The 17,296-nt window shown below is 65.3% G+C and carries 11 protein-coding genes; 6 read left to right on the top strand and 5 right to left on the bottom strand.

Annotation, left to right across the window (positions count from 1 at the left end; translation table 11 throughout):
- Positions 1 to 342: 342 nt before the first annotated feature.
- Complete coding sequence (locus LB523_RS07880; protein ID WP_224602057.1) at positions 343 to 564, bottom strand: DUF1674 domain-containing protein; 222 nt, start codon at positions 562 to 564, stop codon at positions 343 to 345.
- 118 nt (positions 565 to 682) lie between these two features.
- On the opposite strand from LB523_RS07880, the gene htpX reads away from it, so the two are divergent.
- The 4 genes from htpX to purH all read left to right on the top strand — a co-directional run bounded on the left by htpX (position 683) and on the right by purH (position 6,692).
- A complete protein-coding gene (gene htpX / locus LB523_RS07875; RefSeq protein ID WP_224602055.1) occupies positions 683 to 1,720 on the top strand; it encodes a zinc metalloprotease HtpX in 1,038 nt (345 codons plus the stop codon).
- Positions 1,711 to 3,093, top strand: coding sequence for an RsmB/NOP family class I SAM-dependent RNA methyltransferase (locus LB523_RS07870; RefSeq protein ID WP_224602408.1), 1,383 nt, complete (start codon positions 1,711 to 1,713; stop codon positions 3,091 to 3,093). The genes htpX and LB523_RS07870 overlap by 10 nt, the downstream gene beginning before the upstream one ends.
- A 147-nt stretch (positions 3,094 to 3,240) precedes the next feature.
- On the top strand, positions 3,241 to 4,965 hold the full coding sequence (locus LB523_RS07865) for a heparinase II/III family protein (RefSeq protein WP_224602053.1): 1,725 nt from the start codon (positions 3,241 to 3,243) through the stop codon (positions 4,963 to 4,965).
- Between the two features lie 110 nt (positions 4,966 to 5,075).
- The gene (gene purH, locus LB523_RS07860) at positions 5,076 to 6,692 is read left to right on the top strand and encodes a bifunctional phosphoribosylaminoimidazolecarboxamide formyltransferase/IMP cyclohydrolase (protein WP_224602051.1); all 1,617 of its coding nucleotides are present in this window, start codon (positions 5,076 to 5,078) and stop codon (positions 6,690 to 6,692) included.
- Positions 6,693 to 6,882: 190 nt separating this feature from the next.
- Here purH and LB523_RS07855 read toward each other — a convergent pair whose 3' ends face one another.
- Together LB523_RS07855 and LB523_RS07850 are read right to left on the bottom strand one after the other, a co-directional pair.
- Positions 6,883 to 8,262 (bottom strand): MFS transporter, encoded by a 1,380-nt coding sequence (locus LB523_RS07855; RefSeq protein ID WP_224602049.1) that lies wholly within the window; start codon positions 8,260 to 8,262, stop codon positions 6,883 to 6,885.
- A gap of 256 nt (positions 8,263 to 8,518) precedes the next feature.
- Positions 8,519 to 13,285, bottom strand: a complete 4,767-nt coding sequence (locus tag LB523_RS07850) for an NAD-glutamate dehydrogenase (RefSeq protein ID WP_224602047.1) — start codon at positions 13,283 to 13,285, stop codon at positions 8,519 to 8,521.
- Positions 13,286 to 13,413: 128 nt separating this feature from the next.
- On the opposite strand from LB523_RS07850, the gene LB523_RS07845 reads away from it, so the two are divergent.
- Positions 13,414 to 13,977 carry a peroxidase-related enzyme gene (locus LB523_RS07845; protein WP_224602046.1) on the top strand — a complete coding sequence of 188 codons (564 nt, stop codon included), beginning with the start codon at positions 13,414 to 13,416 and terminating at the stop codon, positions 13,975 to 13,977.
- 160 nt (positions 13,978 to 14,137) lie between these two features.
- The gene (locus LB523_RS07840; RefSeq protein WP_095769764.1) at positions 14,138 to 14,461 is read left to right on the top strand and encodes a YciI family protein; all 324 of its coding nucleotides are present in this window, start codon (positions 14,138 to 14,140) and stop codon (positions 14,459 to 14,461) included.
- Positions 14,462 to 14,471: 10 nt separating this feature from the next.
- On the opposite strand, the gene LB523_RS07835 is transcribed toward LB523_RS07840, so the two are convergent.
- Entirely contained in the window at positions 14,472 to 15,083 is a 612-nt protein-coding gene (locus LB523_RS07835; RefSeq protein WP_224602044.1) for a LysE family translocator, read from the bottom strand.
- 364 nt (positions 15,084 to 15,447) lie between these two features.
- The gene (gene typA, locus LB523_RS07830) at positions 15,448 to 17,277 is read right to left on the bottom strand and encodes a translational GTPase TypA (RefSeq protein WP_224602042.1); all 1,830 of its coding nucleotides are present in this window, start codon (positions 17,275 to 17,277) and stop codon (positions 15,448 to 15,450) included.
- Positions 17,278 to 17,296: the final 19 nt, after the last annotated feature.

Below are 17,296 nucleotides of genomic sequence, written 5' to 3'. Positions count from 1 at the left end.
AGGCGAGATTTTCACCGTTCGTTTCGATTGGCCGAACGCCCATCGCGATCGTCATTCTATGGCGGAGCAAGGAGCGAAGCGACGCGCGCAGACCATAGAATCCATTCCGTGACGTCGAGGCGTTGCCACGGCGCGGAATTCTGCTTCGCTGCGTTCCTCGGCCAAGGTCACGGAATGGATCCTCGGGTCTGCGCTCCGCTTCGCGTCGCTCCGCCCGTGGATGACGACGTCACGGAGGCTTCGGCCAATCGCCAAGGTGTGGCTGATTCCGCGCCTACGCATGCAATCTGCGTGACCACTATCCGCCCGGTCAAGATTTCCGCGCTCGGGAACCGGTTCTCGTCAGAAGTCGCTGGCGAGGCCTTTCACCTCCCAGTCGCCGTAGCGGCCAGGCTCCTTGCCGCCGCGGCCGCCGATTTCCTTCGGGATCGCCGCTTCCGCTTCTCGGTAGAGCTTGCGCCTGGCCTCGGCTTCAGCCAGCGCCCGCTGTGCTTCCGGCGTCAGCGTCTTTTGCGGCCTTTCGCTGGCGTCCGCAGCTTCGGTTTTGCCTGGCTCTTCGATCATGCGATAAGTCCTTGCCGATTGAAACGGGAGCGACCGTTTCCCATCATATAGCCATGAAACCGAGAGGATCGACCCCTATTCGCCACCTCCTCCGCCATCAGACCAGACGGATGAAACGATGAACACGCTTCGCACCGCCATGCTTCTTGCCGCGATGACGGCGCTGTTCATGGGCGTCGGTTATCTGATCGGCGGCTCGGGCGGCATGGTCATCGCGCTTCTGATCGCCGCCGGCACCAATTTGTTCAGCTATTGGAACGCCGACAAGATGGTGCTGTCGATGAACCGCGCCGTCGAGGTCGACGCGAAGAACGCGCCCGAATATTACGCGATCGTGCAGGGGCTGGCCAAGCAGGCCGGCCTGCCGATGCCGAAGACATATCTGATCGACAACCCGCAGCCCAACGCCTTCGCCACCGGCCGCAATCCGGAAAATGCTGCCGTTGCGGCGTCCACCGGCCTGCTCGAGCGGCTCTCCCATGAAGAGGTCGCGGCGGTGATGGCGCATGAGCTTGCCCATGTGCAGCATCGCGATACGCTGACCATGACGATCGTGGCGACGCTCGCCGGCGCCATCTCGATGCTCGGCAATTTCGCCTTCTTCTTCGGCGGCAGCCGCGAGAACAACAATCCATTCGGCTTTGTCGGCGTGCTTGTCGCGATGATCGTTGCGCCACTCGCCGCGATGATCGTGCAGATGGCGGTGAGCCGCACCCGCGAATACGAAGCCGACCGGCGCGGCGCCGAGATCTGCGGCAACCCGTTGTGGCTGGCTTCGGCGCTCAACAAGATCGCGCGCGGCGCCGAACGGATCCCCAATGAGGATGCCGAGCGCAATCCGGCGATGGCGCATCTTTTCATCATCAATCCTCTGCATGGCGAGCGCATGGACAATCTGTTCTCGACCCACCCGAGCACCGAGAACCGCATAGCCGCGCTGCAGGAGATGGCGCGCGTGATGGGTGGCGCGTCGCCGGCCGCCCGGCGCCAGGCTTCTCCGCCACCCATTCAGCCCGAGGAGCCGTCGGCGGGGCCATGGGGCAAGCCGGCGGACCCGCCGCCAGCGGAGGCTGAGCCGGCGCCGCCAAAGCCCAATCCCTGGGGCCGCAACCCGACCGGACCGCGCAATGTCCGGTCGAAGGGTCCCTGGTCGTGACGCCGCCGAGGCGCGGACATTCGGGCAATCCGCAACGCAAGGCTGGTGACGAGAACGTCGCCGGCCTTGCCGCACGCAAGGCGGCGGCGCGGCTGCTTGCCGCCGTCATCGATGCCCGCACGCCGCTCGACGGGTTGACCGATAACGAGCACGGCCATCCGCAATACAAGGCGCTGGACGGCCGCGACCGGGCGCTGGTGCGCGCCATCCTGGTCACGGCGCTGCGCCACCGCATGACCATTGCCGGGCTTTTGTCCAAGCGCCTGGAAAAGCCGCTGCCGGCCAACGCCACGGCGCTCTCGCACATCCTCAATGTCGCCGCCACGCAGATCCTGTTTCTCGATGTTCCCGACAGCGCCGCCGTCGACCTTGCCGTCACCCACGCCAAATCCGATCCGCGAACGCTGCGTTTCTCCGGGCTCGTCAACGGCGTGCTGCGTTCGCTGGCGCGCGCCAAGGAGACTGAGCTTGCCCCGGCGCTTGCCGCCACCAGCGAGGCGCCGCAATGGTTCTCCGAGCGGCTGACCGCTGCTTACGGAGCCGACAAGGCGCGAGTCATCCTTGCCGCCCATCGCCACGAGGCGCCGGTCGACTTCACCGTCAAGGCCGACCCGGTGATCTGGGCCGAGCGTCTCAGCGGCATCGTGCTGCCGACCGGCACCGTGCGCGTCGAGAAGCTTGCCGCCAATGTCATCGACCTCCCCGGTTTCGCCGATGGCGCCTGGTGGGTGCAAGATGCGGCGGCAAGCCTGCCGGCACGCCTGTTCGGCGACATCAGAGGCCAGCGCGTCGCCGACCTGTGCGCCGCGCCCGGCGGCAAGACGGCGCAGCTTATTCTGGCCGGCGCCGAGGTGACCGCGATCGACACCTCGAAGAACCGGCTGGCGCGGCTCAGTCAGAATCTCGAGCGCCTTGGCCTGACCGCCGAGCTCGTACAGACCGACCTCCTAGATTACCGGCCGGCACAATTGTTCGACGCCGTGCTGCTCGATGCGCCCTGCTCCTCGACCGGCACGGTGCGCCGCCACCCCGACGTGCCATGGACGAAGACCATGGCCGACGTCGAAAAACTCGCCGATCTCCAGCGTCGGCTGCTTGCCCATGCCGTTACCCTCGTCAGGCCCGGCGGACGGATCGTGTTCTCCAACTGCTCGCTCGACCCGATCGAAGGCGAGGAGCTTTATCGCGATTTCCTCGCCGGGAGCCCCGGCGTCGTCGCCGATCCGATCCGGCCTGGCGAATTTGTGGGCATCGATCCGTTTCTGACCCCGGAGGGTATGTTGCGCACCACGCCGGCCGACCTCGCGCTGGAAACGCCCGGGATTTCAGGCCTGGACGGCTTCTTTGCCGCGCGGATGAGACGGGCCGATTGAGACGTTATCTCATAAAATTTGCTGACTTTTTTAGCGACGGCACGGGCAAGGCGGCGTGAAGCGGTTCACTTCGGCGAAATCCGCCTTCGCATAAGTTCTTGAATCGCATAAGCTTGTGCTTGGGTTATGGGGACATCAGGAGGGCTATTGGCACTTGTTGCCGGCAGCACGACGCGTCTTTGGACGCTTGTCGCGAGGGAGTTCTGGCGCAAAACGCGTCGGCGCCTCCGCGCCGGGCCGATCTATCGCTGGCGCTATTCCGGCCGCACGCCCGAACGCGTCCTGATCGCCCCGCCGGATCTGCGGCTCGCCGATCCGCAGATCGCGCTGGAGATCTATTACGGCCGCTACCCGCTGTCCGGCCATTTGGTCGAGACCGGCGGCAAGTCGCCTTTTCAGCTCGACGTGCCCAATCGCGGCTGGCAGAAATCGTTGCATGGCTTCCGCTGGCTGCGCCACATGCGCGCCACCGGCACCGAGCTCGCCGCCGCCAACGCGAGAGCCCTGGTGACCGACTGGATCGCCATGCATGGCAACCAGATCTCCGGCATCGCCTGGGAGCCGGGAACGACGGCCAAGCGGGTGATCGCCTGGCTGCAGCACTCCTCGGTGGTGCTGCAGGGCGCCGAATTCCCTTTCTATCGCGCGTTCCTGAAATCGCTCGCCGTGCAGATCCGCTATCTCCGCTCGATGGTGCGCGAGATGCCCGATGGCGAGGCCAGGTTGCGCGCCCGCATCGCGCTCGCCTTCGCCGCGCTGTCCCTGCCGGCGCCGGCCTCGGCGCTGCGTGCCGCGACACGCAACCTGGCCGAGGAGCTCGAGCATCAGATCCTGCCCGATGGCGGCCATATCTCGCGCAAGCCGATGGCGGTGCTCGAGCTGCTGGCCGATCTTCTGCCGTTGCGCCAGACCTATGCCAACCAGGCCGAGGCGCCGCCGTCGGCCTTGATCGGCGCCATCGACCGGATGTTGCCGGCGCTGCGTTTCTTTCGCCATCAGGACGGCAGCCTTGCCCGCTTCAACGGCATGGGCGCCACCATCCACGACCGCATCGCCACCATCATGCGCCATGACGACACGGTGGGCGCGCCGCTGCTGCACGCGCCGCATTCCGGCTACGAGCGCCTGTCGATGGGCGGCGTGACGGTGATCGCCGACACCGGCCTGCCGCCGCCGGTCGACGTCTCCAACGCAGCACATGCCGGCTGCCTCGCCTTCGAGCTCTCCTCCGGGCGCCAGCACTTCATCGTCAATGCCGGCATCGACACGTATGGCGCCCCGGAATTCCGGCCGCTGGCCCGCGCCACCGCCGCGCATTCGACCGCCACGCTCAACGACACCTCGTCGGCGCGCTTCAGCCACTCGCTGCGCGTCAGCGACCTTTTGGGATCGCCGCTGATCGGCGGCCCGCAGCATGTGCCCTGCAAGCGCCTCGACCAGAAGGGCATGCAAGGCTTCGTCGCCCGCCATGACGGCTATGTCCAGCAGTTCGGCTTCCTGCATGAGCGCGAGTTGAAGCTGACCAGCAACGGCAACGTGCTTGCCGGCCGCGATCGTTTCCTGCGCCCGGGCAATGCCGCGATCCGCAACAACGGCCGCGACTTCGTCACGGTGCGCTTCCACGTCCACCCGGACATCAGCCTGCTGCAGGACGACCACGACCGCCTGACCCTGGCTGCCGCGCAGGGCGACAGCTGGGTTTTCACCTGCGCCGAAATGGCGCCGGAGGTCGAAGAATCGATCTACTTCGCCGGATTGGGCGGCCCGCGCCGCAGCCGGCAGATCGTGCTCGCCTTCAAGGCCTCGGAAATTGCCGAGGTCCACTGGCAGCTGACCCGCACAGTTATTTCCGGCTATTCCGAAAACAACTGAGGCTGGCTGGCAAACGGCTGCGCGCCTGATCCCGGACTCACTTGATTTCCGGGGCTCATATGCTAGGGCCGGCCAACGTCCCTGCCAACAGCTCTGAAAGGCCGCCCGCCATGGCCGTGCCCACAAAAAACATTCCGGCGCCTGACCTCGTTCCGGTGCGCCGCGCGCTGCTTTCCGTCTTCGACAAGACGGGCTTGGTCGATTTCGCCAAGGCGCTCGCCGCCGCCGGCGTCGAGCTGGTTTCGACTGGCGGCACGGCAAAGGCCATCGCCGGGGCGGGCCTGGCGGTCCGCGACGTTTCCGACCTCACCGGCTTTCCCGAGATCATGGATGGGCGGGTGAAGACCTTGCATCCGTCGGTGCATGGCGCGCTGCTCGGCATCCGCGACGACGCCGAGCATGCCAAGGCCATGCACGACCACAGCATCGAGCCGATCGACCTCGTTGTCTGCAATCTCTATCCGTTCGAGGACGTCCGCCGCTCCGGCGCCGGCTATGCCTCGATCGTCGAGAACATCGATATCGGCGGGCCGGCGATGATCCGCGCCTCGGCCAAGAACCACGCCTACGTCGCCATCGTCACCGACCCGGCCGACTATGCTTCCGTCGTCAACGCGCTGGAGATGAATCTGGGCTCGCTGTCGCTCGATTTCCGCAAGATGCTGGCGGCCAAGGCCTTTGCCCGCACCGCAACCTATGACGCTGCGATCTCCGGATGGTTCGCCGAGGCGCTGGAGATCGAGCACCCGACATGGCGCGCGTTCGGCGGCCGGCTCGACCAGGTGATGCGCTATGGCGAGAACCCGCATCAGGGCGCAGGCTTCTACCTGTCGGGAGACAAGCGGCCGGGCGTGGCAACGGCAAAGCAGTTGCAAGGCAAGCAGCTCTCCTACAACAACATCAACGACACCGACGCCGCTTTCGAGCTGGTCGGCGAGTTCGATCCGGCGCGCTCGGCGGCGGTCGCTATCATCAAGCATGCCAACCCCTGCGGCGTTGCCGAAGGCTCATCGCTGAAGGCGGCCTACGCCAAGGCGTTGGCCTGCGATCCGGTCTCGGCCTTCGGCGGCATCGTCGCCATGAACCGCATCCTCGACGCCGAGGCGGCGGAAGAGATCGTCAAGACCTTCACCGAGGTCATCATCGCGCCCGACGCCACCGACGAGGCCGCCGCCATCGTCGCGGCGAAGAAGAATTTGCGCCTGCTGGTCACCGGCGGCCTGCCCGATCCCCGCGCCGCCGGCACGACGGTGAAATCCGTCGCCGGCGGACTGCTGGTGCAAGGCCGCGACAATGCGGTCGTCGACGATCTCGAGCTCAAGGTGGTGACGAAGCGCGCGCCGACGCCGGCTGAGATGGCCGACCTCAAATTCGCCTTCCGCATCGCCAAGCATGTCAAGTCCAACGCCATCGTCTATGCCAGGGACGGCGCGACCGTCGGCATCGGCGCCGGCCAGATGAGCCGCGTCGATTCCTCGCGCATCGCCGCCCGCAAGGCGCTGGACGCTGCCGAAGCGGCGGGCCTCGCCGAGCCGCTGACCAAAGGTTCGGTCGTCGCCTCGGACGCCTTCTTCCCCTTCGCCGACGGGCTATTGTCGGCGATCGAGGCCGGTGCCACCGCGGTGATTCAGCCCGGCGGCTCGATGCGCGACGAGGACGTGATCGCCGCCGCCGACGAGCACGGCATCGCCATGGTGTTCACCGGGGTGAGGCACTTCAGGCATTGATGCGCTTCTTCCTTCTCCCCTTGTGGGAGAAGATGTCGCCGAAGGCGACGGATGAGGGGTGCTCCAGGGGATGAGGCGTGGGCGATTGCAGCTTTCGACGGGCATGTTCGCCAAGCTGGAGCACCCCTCATCCGTCTCGGCGCTCCGCGCCGATCCACCTTCTCCCACAAGGGGAGAAGGAAAAGTCGCGCTACGCCTTCGGCTTGTCCGCCGGATAGGGTGTCCCCGCCAGGATCGCCATGCCGATGCCGAGGAACAGGATGATCGCCGCCATGCCGAGTCGCGGCGAATTGCTTATGGTGGTGATGCTCGCCACCATAAACGGCGCCAGGAAGCTCGTCGCCCGGCCGGCCAGCGCATAGATGCCGAAATAGCGGCCGGACTCGGCGGCGGTCACACTGCGCGCCATGTAGGATCGCGATGACGCTTGCACCGGCCCAAAGGCGAGCCCAATCAGCAGGCCATAGAGGATATAGGCTTTCTCCGCAGCTGTGCCGAACAGGCCGCCGGAATCGGCGGTCGGCAGCGGGACCAGGCCGAGCAGCGTGAAGCCAGGCCCTGTCGAGACGACGCCGAGGGTGGCGACCGACAGCATCACCAGCGCGATCATCACCACATGCTTCGAGCCCAGCGCTGTATCGAGCCGCGCCGCGATCCAGCAGCCGAAGATGGCGACGATGTTGAGAATGATGCCGAACAGGCCGATCTCGGTGATCGACCATTGAAACATCCCGGCCGCGAACGTACCGCCGAGCGCCAGCAGCGCATTGACGCCGTCCTGATAGATCATGCGGGCCAAGAGGAAGCGCAGGATGCCGCTGCGCTGGCGCACTTCCACCAGGGTGGACTTCAGCTCGGACAGGCCCTCGCGCACCGCCGGGCCGATCGGGATCCCCTTGGTAGCGTCCGGCGTGAATAAAAACATCGGCAGGATGAACAGGAAATACCAGCCGGCCGACATCGGCCCGGTGAAGCGCGCGTCCTCGCCGAGTTTCGGATCGAGTCCGAACAACGGATCAAGGCCGATGAGCGTCTTGCCGGTCTCGAGATTGCCGGCCAGGAACAGCACCACGAAGATCAGCGCGATCATGCCGCCGAGATAGCCGAGCCCCCAGGCCATGTTGGAGATCCGGCCGATCTCTTCCTTCGGCACCAGCCGCGGCATCATGGAATCGTTGAACACGGTCGAGAATTCGGCCGCCACCGAAGCCAGCGAGAACAAGAGCACGACCAGGAAAAGGTTGGAGCCCGGCGCCGCGAACCACAAAAGCGTGAGGCTGGCGATCTTGATGGCCGCGAAGAAGGCGATCCACGGCTTGCGCGGCCCGGTCTGGTCGGCGATCGAGCCGAGCACCGGCGACAGCACCGCGATGACCAGGCCCGCGGCGGCAATGCCGTAACCCCACGCGGCCTGCCCGGCAGTCGGATCGCTCGCCATGCGCGAGACAAAATAGGGTCCGAAGATGAATGTCGTGACGACGGTGAAGAAAGGCTGCGCCGCCCAGTCGAAGAACATCCACCCCCAGATGCCGCGCCCCGATGCCCGCTGCACTGTTTCTACCGCCACCATGCTGATTCCCCTGGCACCGCTCGCGTCGGGCGCCATGTCTGCATGTTTTCAAGCAGCGATGCAAATGAACAAGCCGCGCCGTTCGGGGTTCCTCGCCCCATGAAGTGGGGAGAGGTGGCTCGGCGAAGCCGAGACGGAGAGGGGAATGCGGCGACCTCCGGCAGGTTGATCATTCAAAGAAGATCTCCGCCCTGCGAAGGCCCCTCTCGGCCTCGCTGCGCTCGGCACCTCCCCTCACTTCGTGGGGCGAGGAACTTCACATCCCCGTCAGGTCGCTCATCAGGCCCGATGCCACCGACAGCCGCGACACGGTGATGTCGCCGCCTTCGGTCAGCGCCTGCAGCCGCTCGCGGATGCGCGCGACGCGGTCGCCGCCGGCTTCCAGCCAAGCCGCGACCGGATCCGCCGCCGTGCCGTGCGCGGTGAGCGCCGCCACCGCGATGCCGCGCCGCGCCACGCCGATCGTGTCGGCCGCGCGCGACAGCGCCAACTGGTCGTAATAGTCCGGCGGCATGATCGAGCGCGCGGCTTCCTCGACGCGCGGGATGCGGAAGGCATCGCTGACGGCGAAGAAGGCCTTGGCCGCACTGACGATGTCGGCATTGGCCGTGCGCGCGGTGAGCGCGACGTCGGGGATCAATTCGGCCACTTCGGCCAAAGCGAGCTGCCCGGCGAGCTTCTCCGGCGCGCCGCTCCTGGACAGGCCGTGCTGCCGCTCCTCGACGCGCTCGCGCGAGAAGGCCGGCAGCAGCGAGAGAAGCTTCGGCTCGAGCGCCTTGCGCGCCTCCTGCAATTCGGCGATGCGCTGGCCAAGCGGCGCGGAGCCGGCTTCGTGCTTCAGGTACCAGCCGCTGGTCACAAAGATAAGCCGGCTGATCGCTTGATAGAGATCGAGCTGGACCTGCCCGTCGATATGGTTGTCGAGCGCGTCGATCTCGCGATAGAGCGCAGGCAGCGCGAAGCCGTCGCGGACCATGGCGAAGATGCGCACCACATCGGCCGCCGTGCGGCCCGTGGCTTCCTGCAGCCGGTTGACGAAGGACGGTCCGCCGCGATTGACCAGGTCATTGGCGAGCACGCGCGCGATGATCTCGCGCCGCAGCCGGTGTTCGCGGATCTCGCCGGCGAATTTCCTCGCCATGCGTTCCGGGAAATAACCCATCAGGTCGCGATCGAAATGCTGATCGTCCGGCACGTCGCTGGCGACGATATCGGAGAACAGCACGATCTTGGCATAGGCGAGCAGCACGCCGAGCTCGGCCCGGGTCAGCGGCTCGCCGCGCGCCTCGCGTTCGGCAAGCGCAGCCGGCGAAGGCAGCGTCTCGACCGCCCGGTCGAGCAGGCCGCGCGCTTCCAGCGCCGACATGAAGCGCGCCTGGTGCGCGATGTCGGCAAGCCCGCGTTTGCGCGCCAGCGAAAGCGCCAGCGTCTGCTGATAGTTGTTGGCGAGCACCAGCGCGCCCACCTCGTCGGTCATCTCGGCAAGCAGCTTGTTGCGCGCCGGCCTCGCCAGCGAGCCTTTGCGCATCGCCGACGCCAGCGCGATCTTGATGTTGACCTCGACGTCGGAACAGTTGACGCCGCCCGAATTGTCGATGGCGTCCGAGTTGCAGCGGCCGCCGTTCATGCCGAACTCGATGCGCGCCCGTTGCGTGACGCCGAGATTGGCGCCCTCGCCGATGACTTTCGCCCGGACATCGAGCGCCGTGACGCGGACGGCGTCGTTGGCGCGGTCGCCAACATCGGCGTTGCTTTCGCCTGAAGCCCGCACATAGGTGCCGATGCCGCCGAACCACAAAAGGTCGACCGGCGCTTTGAGGATGGCGTTCATGATCTCGACCGGCGTAGCCGTGGTCTTGGCGAGGCCGATCGCGGCGGCCGCGGCCTGCGGCAGCGTGATCGATTTCTGGTTGCGCGAGACGATGACGCCGCCTTCCGACAGCTTCGACTTGTCGTAGTCCTGCCAGGACGAGCGCGGTAGCGCGAACATGCGCTGCCGCTCGACCATCGAGGCGGCCATGTCCGGATCGGGATCGATGAAGATGTCGCGATGGTCGAAGGCGGCGATCAGCTTGGTGGCCGGCGACAACAGCATGCCGTTGCCGAACACGTCGCCCGACATGTCGCCGACGCCGACCACAGTGAAGGGCGAGGTCTGGATGTCGCGGTTCATCTCGCGGAAATGCCGCTTCACCGCTTCCCAGGCGCCCTTGGCGGTGATGCCCATCTTCTTGTGGTCGTAGCCGGCCGAGCCGCCGCTGGCGAAGGCGTCGTCCAGCCAGAAATGGTGTTTTTCGGAAATGGCATTCGCGGTGTCTGAGAAGGTCGCCGTGCCCTTGTCGGCGGCGACGACGAAATAGGGATCGTCCTGGTCGCGCCGTACCACACCGGCCGGCGGGATGACGCCGTCGACGCCGATATTGTCGGTGATCGAAAGCAGGCTGGAGACGAAGTTCTTGTAGGCCGAGGTGCCTGCTTCGAAGATGGCATCGCGCCCGGCGCTCATCGGCAGTTTCTTCGGATAGAAGCCGCCCTTGGCGCCGACCGGCACGATGACGGCGTTCTTGACCTGCTGCGCCTTGACCAGCCCCAGCACCTCGGTGCGATAGTCCTGGGCGCGGTCCGACCAGCGCAGGCCGCCACGCGCCACCGGGCCGAAGCGCAGATGCACGCCTTCCACCTCGGATCCGTAGACGAAGATCTCGCGCCATGGCCGCGGCGCCGGCAGTCCCTCAACAGCCTGCGAATCGAGCTTGATCGCCAGCGACTGCCCTTTCTGTTTCGTATCGGTTACGAAATGATTGGTGCGCAGCGAGGCTTCAATGAGGTTGAGATAGCGGCGGATGATGGTGTCGTCGTCAATGTTGGGCACCTCCTCCAGCGCATCCTTGATCTTGGCCTTGAGGTGCTTGGCCGCAACCGCGCCTTCGCCTTCCGCCGCCGGACCGAGTCGGGCGACGAACAGCGCGTGCAGGCCGCGCGCGATCTCGGGATAGCGATTGAGTGCGGCGGCGATGAAATCCTGGCTCTGGGGAATGCCGGCCTGCTGCAGATAGCGGCCATAGGCGCGCAGGATGGCGATCTCGCCAGACCACAGGCCGGCGGTCTGGGCCAGGCCGTTATAGCTGTCATTGTCGACATCGCCGCGCCAGACGGACAGGAAGGCGTCTTCGAACAACGCCCCGCCATCGGAGATGTCTATACGCGCTCCATAGCTGTTCTCCAGCTCCATGTCGTGGATGAAGACTTTGCCGGAGCCGGTGTCGGCGACCTCGAAGGTGCGCTCGCTGATGACACGGAAGCCGATATTTTCGAGCACCGGCACGCGCCGCGACAGCGCGACAGGGCTGCCAAAATGGTAGATCTTCAAAGCCGCCTGGTGCGGCTTCTGGTCGGCATGGCGGTAATAGTCGATGGCGATCGGATTGTCGGCCCCGATCTTCGCGATGCGGCCGGCATCGGCCAGCGCCACGGCGGCCGAGAAGCTGTCGCGATAGCTTTCGGGGAAACGCGCCGCGATCGCCTTCAGCGCCGGATCGCTGCCGGCAGCTTCCGCGGCTTCGGCGAGCGCGTCTTCCCAGGTGCGCACGATGTCGCGGATCGCCGCCTCGATCGTAGACTGCTCGACCTTAGGCGTCTTGCCGCCGGAACGGCCGATGATGAAATGCACGCGCGCCAGCCCGCCTTCCGGGAAGGCCGGGTAATAGGCCGACAGCCGGCCCTCGAACACCGTCTTGAGATAGGTGCCGACCTTCTCGCGCACGACGCTGTCGTAGCGGTCGCGCGGTACGAAGACGATGATCGAGACGAAGCGGTCGAACTGGTCGACGCGTACCAGCGCCCGCACGCGCGGCCGCTCGATCAGCCCGAGTATGGCGCTGGCGTGCTTGCGCAGGATGGGAATGGGAACCTGGAACAGCTCGTCGCGCGGATAGCTTTCCAGGATGTTGATCAGCGCCTTGCCGGAATGATCGTGCGGATCGAAGCCGGATTTCGAGATCACGGTCTCGGCCTTGGAGCGCAGATAGGGGATCTTCATCACCGAGCGCGTGTAGGCGGTCGAGGTGAACAGGCCGACGATGCGCAGCTCGCCCGCGAGCGCCCCCTTCGACGTGTAGGTCTTGATGCCGATGTAATCGAGATAGATGCGGCGATGCACCGACGACTTGGCATTGGCCTTGGTGACGATCAGCGGCTCCGGCCCGTGCAGGAAGGCGCGGATTTCCGGCGTCGTCGTCACCGCCTCGGTGCCGCGCCTCAACACCAGCACATCCGGATCCGACAGGATGCCCAGGCCGGGTTTGTCGGCGCGCTCCAGCGAGCCGCTTTCCTCGCCGCCGGTATATTTGAACTCGCGCATGCCGAGGAAGGTGAAATTGTCGTCGCGCAGCCATTCGAGGAAGGCAATCGCCTCGGCGACGCTCTTCTTGTCGAGCGGCACCGCCGAATAGCGGAATTCGGAAATCGCCTGGTCGAGGCGGGCGAGCATCCGCTTCCAGTCGACGACGGCCGCCCGGACCTGCGAAAGCACCTTGTGCAGCCGCCCGGTGAGGCTCTTGGCCTGCTCGGCGGTCAGCCGCGGGATATGCACATGGACGACGCTCAGCCGGTCGTCATCCTCCTTGCCGCCGTCGCCAAGCACCTCGACCACACCGGTCTTGCCGTGGCGGACGGTGACGATCGGATGGGTGACCAAGGTCGGCTCACCGCTTGTCTCGGTGATTTCGCCGAGGATGGAATCGAACAGGAACGGCATGTTGTCGTTGACGACGGTGATGACCGTGACCGGCCGGCCGTCGCACGCAACGCCTGAATCGGCTTCGACGGCAACGACGCTTTCACCTTTCCTGTGGCTGGCGACCGCTTGGGCGGCGAGCTCGCCGGCGCGCTCGAGGTCGGCCGCGTCATAGGCCGCGATATCCTCGGCGGGCGCACGTGCCAGCAGATAGTCGGCAAGCCTTGCAGGTTTCTCCTCCGCTTTCGCGGCGGCTTTCTTCCTCGGCTTGGATTTCACGCTGGCCATGACGCTTAGTCCCTCCCGTTATATGCTTTTGCGACTATGGTAGCCAGATGAGCGCTGTTTGGCGACAAAGGTTTGACGACGCTTTAAAAAATTCGAACCGACGCCATCACAGCGCGAGGAGAACAACCATGACCGGCAAAGTAACCGCGCTCGACCTTGTCCAGGCGGAGCTCGGCGAGGCGACAAAAGCCTATTTCGCCAAATGCGAGGAGAAGCTCGGCCTCGTGCCCAACGTGCTTCTCGCCTACGCCTTCGACGAGAAGAAGCTGCGCGCCTTCACCGACATGTATAACGACCTGATGCTGGGCGAGTCCGGTCTGTCGAAGCTCGAGCGCGAGATGATCGCCGTGGTCGTCTCCTCGATCAACCACTGCTTCTATTGCCTGACCGCGCATGGCGCGGCGGTGCGCCAGCTGTCGGGCGAACCGGCCTTCGGCGAGATGATGGTGATGAATTTTCGCGCCGCCGATCTGTCGGACCGGCAGCGCGCCATGCTCGAATTCGCTGTGAAGCTGACCGAGGAGCCGGCTAAAATCGTCGAGGCCGATCGCGCCGCCTTGCGCCAGGCCGGCTTCACCGACCACGACATCTGGGACATCGCCTCGACCGCCGCCTTCTTCAACATGTCGAACCGGGTGGCAGCAGCAGTCGACATGCGGCCCAACCCCGAATACCACGCCATGGCAAGGTGAGCTCGTTACAGTAGACTCAACTTAACATCGATTGCCTGTTTTTCGTTTTGGTCCGATGATCAGGATTGCGGCAAGGCCGCATATCGGATTGCAGCATCACTGCATATCGCAAGCGGCGTGGCCGCATGCCGGTTCGACGCCGCCGACAAGGGAGGAGAACATGGCGAAATTTCTCTATGTCTATCACGGTTCCGGCAAGATGCCGACCGACGACGCCGAACGCAAAGCGGCTATGGATGCCTGGACGGGCTGGTACGACAAGCTCGGCTCGGCCGTGGTCGACGGCGGCAATCCGGTTGGCATGTCGAAGACGGTGCTGCCCGGCGGCAAGATCGAGAACAATGGCGGCAGCAATCCGACCGCCGGCTACACCATCGTCGAAGCCAAGGATATCGACGATGCCGTCGCCAAAGCCAAGGACTGCCCGATCCTGATGGACCCGGCTTTCACCGTCGAGATCGCGCCGATCATTGAAATGATGTGAGGCCGGCGCTCTATCGCGCGGCGATAGCGGCGGCGGCGCCCGCCATCGTCGTCGCGCTGACGCGGTTGGCGATCTTCATGGCGCGCTTGCTCTTCAGCAGCCGGCGCGCCTGGGAGGCGGCCAACACCCAGGCGAGATCGATGACGATCAACACGAGCGCCATGGTCAGCGTCAGCTCGACCCAGCCGACAACGCTGACCGAGGCAAGATCGATGATGGTCGGCAGCAGCGCCAGATAGAACATCATGATCTTGGGATTGCCGAGCGTCACCGCCATGCCGGCAAGGAAAAGTTTCAGGGGCGAGTCCTCGCGCGGCATCTCGCCCTCCTTCGCCTCGACCGGCGCCGTCCACATCTTGAACGCGAGATAAGCAAGGTAGGCGACGCCAACCCATTTCACGACGACGAAGGCGTAATGGAAGGTCTGCGCCACGACGGCAAGCCCGAACACCGCCAGCGAAAGCCAGATGGCCTCGCCGATCCACATCGCCAGCAGGAAGGGAAAGACGTCGCGGAACCCTTTCGAGATCACCCGCGCCACCAAGGCTGCGATCGACGGGCCGGGCGAGCCGGCGGCAACGAAGAGCGCGGCGGCGAAGATCAGCAACGAGGCGAGATGCATGGGGTCGCTCCCTATAAGAGATAAAGAACGATACCCGATCGTACTAGATTTGGCACGCCCAACAAGGCGCGAACGTTGATCAAGGCGACAACAACTGCCAGCGCCGGCGCCGCCCCTCATCTGGCTGCCGCCATCTTCTCCCCGTTGAACGGGGCGAAGGGGCTGTCGTCGCCGATTTCGCCTCACCAACATTGCAGAAAGAGCGCCGGAGTTCGCGCGAGATTCCCTTCTCCCCGTTCACGGGGAGAAGGTGCCGGCAGGCGGATGAGGGGCAGCGCCGACGCCTAAATTGAAACGAAAGCAGCCGCCTGCCGCTGAAACAAAAGAGGGAGCACCCGCTCCCTCTTGTACCTTCTCTGAAAATTTACGCCGCGCCCATCACCTTGGCGGCCTTCTCGAAACGCTTGCGCTCGTTCGGGTCGAGATGGAGCTTGCGCAGGCGGATGGTCTTCGGCGTCACCTCGACCAGCTCGTCGTCCTGGATCCAGGCAAGTGCCCGCTCCAGGGTCATGCGGATCGGCGGCGTCAGCTTCACCGCTTCGTCCTTGCCGGCGGCGCGGATGTTGGTGAGTTTCTTGCCCTTGAGCACGTTCACTTCGAGGTCGTTGTCGCGCGAATGGACGCCGATGATCATGCCTTGGTAGACCTTGACGCCCGGATCGATGATCATCGGGCCGCGGTCTTCCAGGTTCCACATCGCATAGGCGACCGATTCGCCCTGCTCGTTGGAGATCAGCACGCCATTGGTGCGGCCGGGCAGCTCGCCCTTATACGGCTCATAGGCAAAGAACAGCCGGTTCATCACGGCGGTGCCGCGCGTGTCGGTCAACAATTCGGACTGATAGCCGATCAGGCCGCGCGTCGGGGCATGGAAAACCAGGCGCTGGCGGTTACCGCCGGACGGACGCAGCTCGACCATCTCGGCCTTGCGCTCCGACATCTTCTGCACGACGACGCCGGCATGCTCCTCGTCGACGTCGATGACAACTTCCTCGACCGGCTCCAGCAGTTGGCCGTCCTCGCCCTTCTGCATGACGACGCGCGGACGCGACACGGCAAGCTCGAAACCTTCGCGGCGCATCGTCTCGATCAGCACGGCGAGCTGCAATTCGCCGCGGCCGGACACGAAGAAGGAATCCTTCTCCGCCGATTCCTCGATCTTCAGCGCGACATTGCCCTCGGCCTCGCGCAGCAGCCGGTCGCGGATGACGCGGCTGGTAACCTTGTCACCCTCGGTGCCGGCAAGCGGCGAGTCGTTGACGAGGAAGGACATGGTCACGGTCGGCGGGTCGATCGGCTGCGCATGCAGCGGCTCGCTCACCGCCGGATCGCAGAAGGTGTCGGCGACGGTGCCTTTCGACAGGCCGGCGATGGCCACGATGTCGCCCGCCTGCGCTTCCTCGATCGGCTGGCGCTCGAGGCCGCGGAAGGCGAGGATCTTGGAAACGCGGCCGGTCTCGATCTGCGTGCCGTCATGGTGCAGCACCTTGACCGCCTGGTTGGCCTTCAGCGTGCCGGACTCGATGCGGCCCGTGATGATGCGGCCGAGGAACGGGTTGGCCTCGAGGATAGTGCCGATCATGCGGAACGGGCCGGGATGCACCGTCGGCGCCGGCACGTGTTTGACGACGAGATCGAACAGCGGGGCGAGACCCTGGTCCTTCGGACCCTCGGGGTTTTCCGAAACCCAGCCGTCGCGGCCCGAACCGTAGAGGATCGGGAAGTCGAGCTGCTCGTCGGTGGCGTCGAGCGCGGCGAACAGGTCGAACACCTCGTTGACCACTTCGATATGGCGGGCATCCGGACGGTCGATCTTGTTGATGACCACGATTGGGCGCAAGCCGACCTTGAGCGCCTTGCCGACGACGAATTTGGTCTGCGGCATCGGCCCTTCGGCGGCGTCGACGAGCACGATCGCCGAATCCACCATCGACAGGATGCGCTCGACCTCGCCGCCAAAATCGGCGTGTCCAGGCGTGTCGACGATGTTGATGCGGGTGCCATGCCAGTCGACCGAGGTCGCCTTGGCCAGGATGGTGATACCGCGTTCCTTTTCGAGGTCGTTGGAATCCATGGCGCGCTCGGCGACGCGCTGGTTGTCGCGGAAGGCGCCGGACTGTTTCAGGAGTTGGTCGACGAGGGTGGTCTTGCCATGGTCGACATGCGCGATAATCGCGATATTGCGGAGGTTCATTGTCTGGTCTCGGGAGCGT

This window comes from Mesorhizobium sp. ESP-6-4, from assembly GCF_020164735.1.
GTDB lineage: Bacteria > Pseudomonadota > Alphaproteobacteria > Rhizobiales > Rhizobiaceae > Mesorhizobium.
The sequence above is the reverse complement of the archived record's forward strand: the minus strand, read 5'-3'. Positions and strand labels throughout refer to the sequence as shown.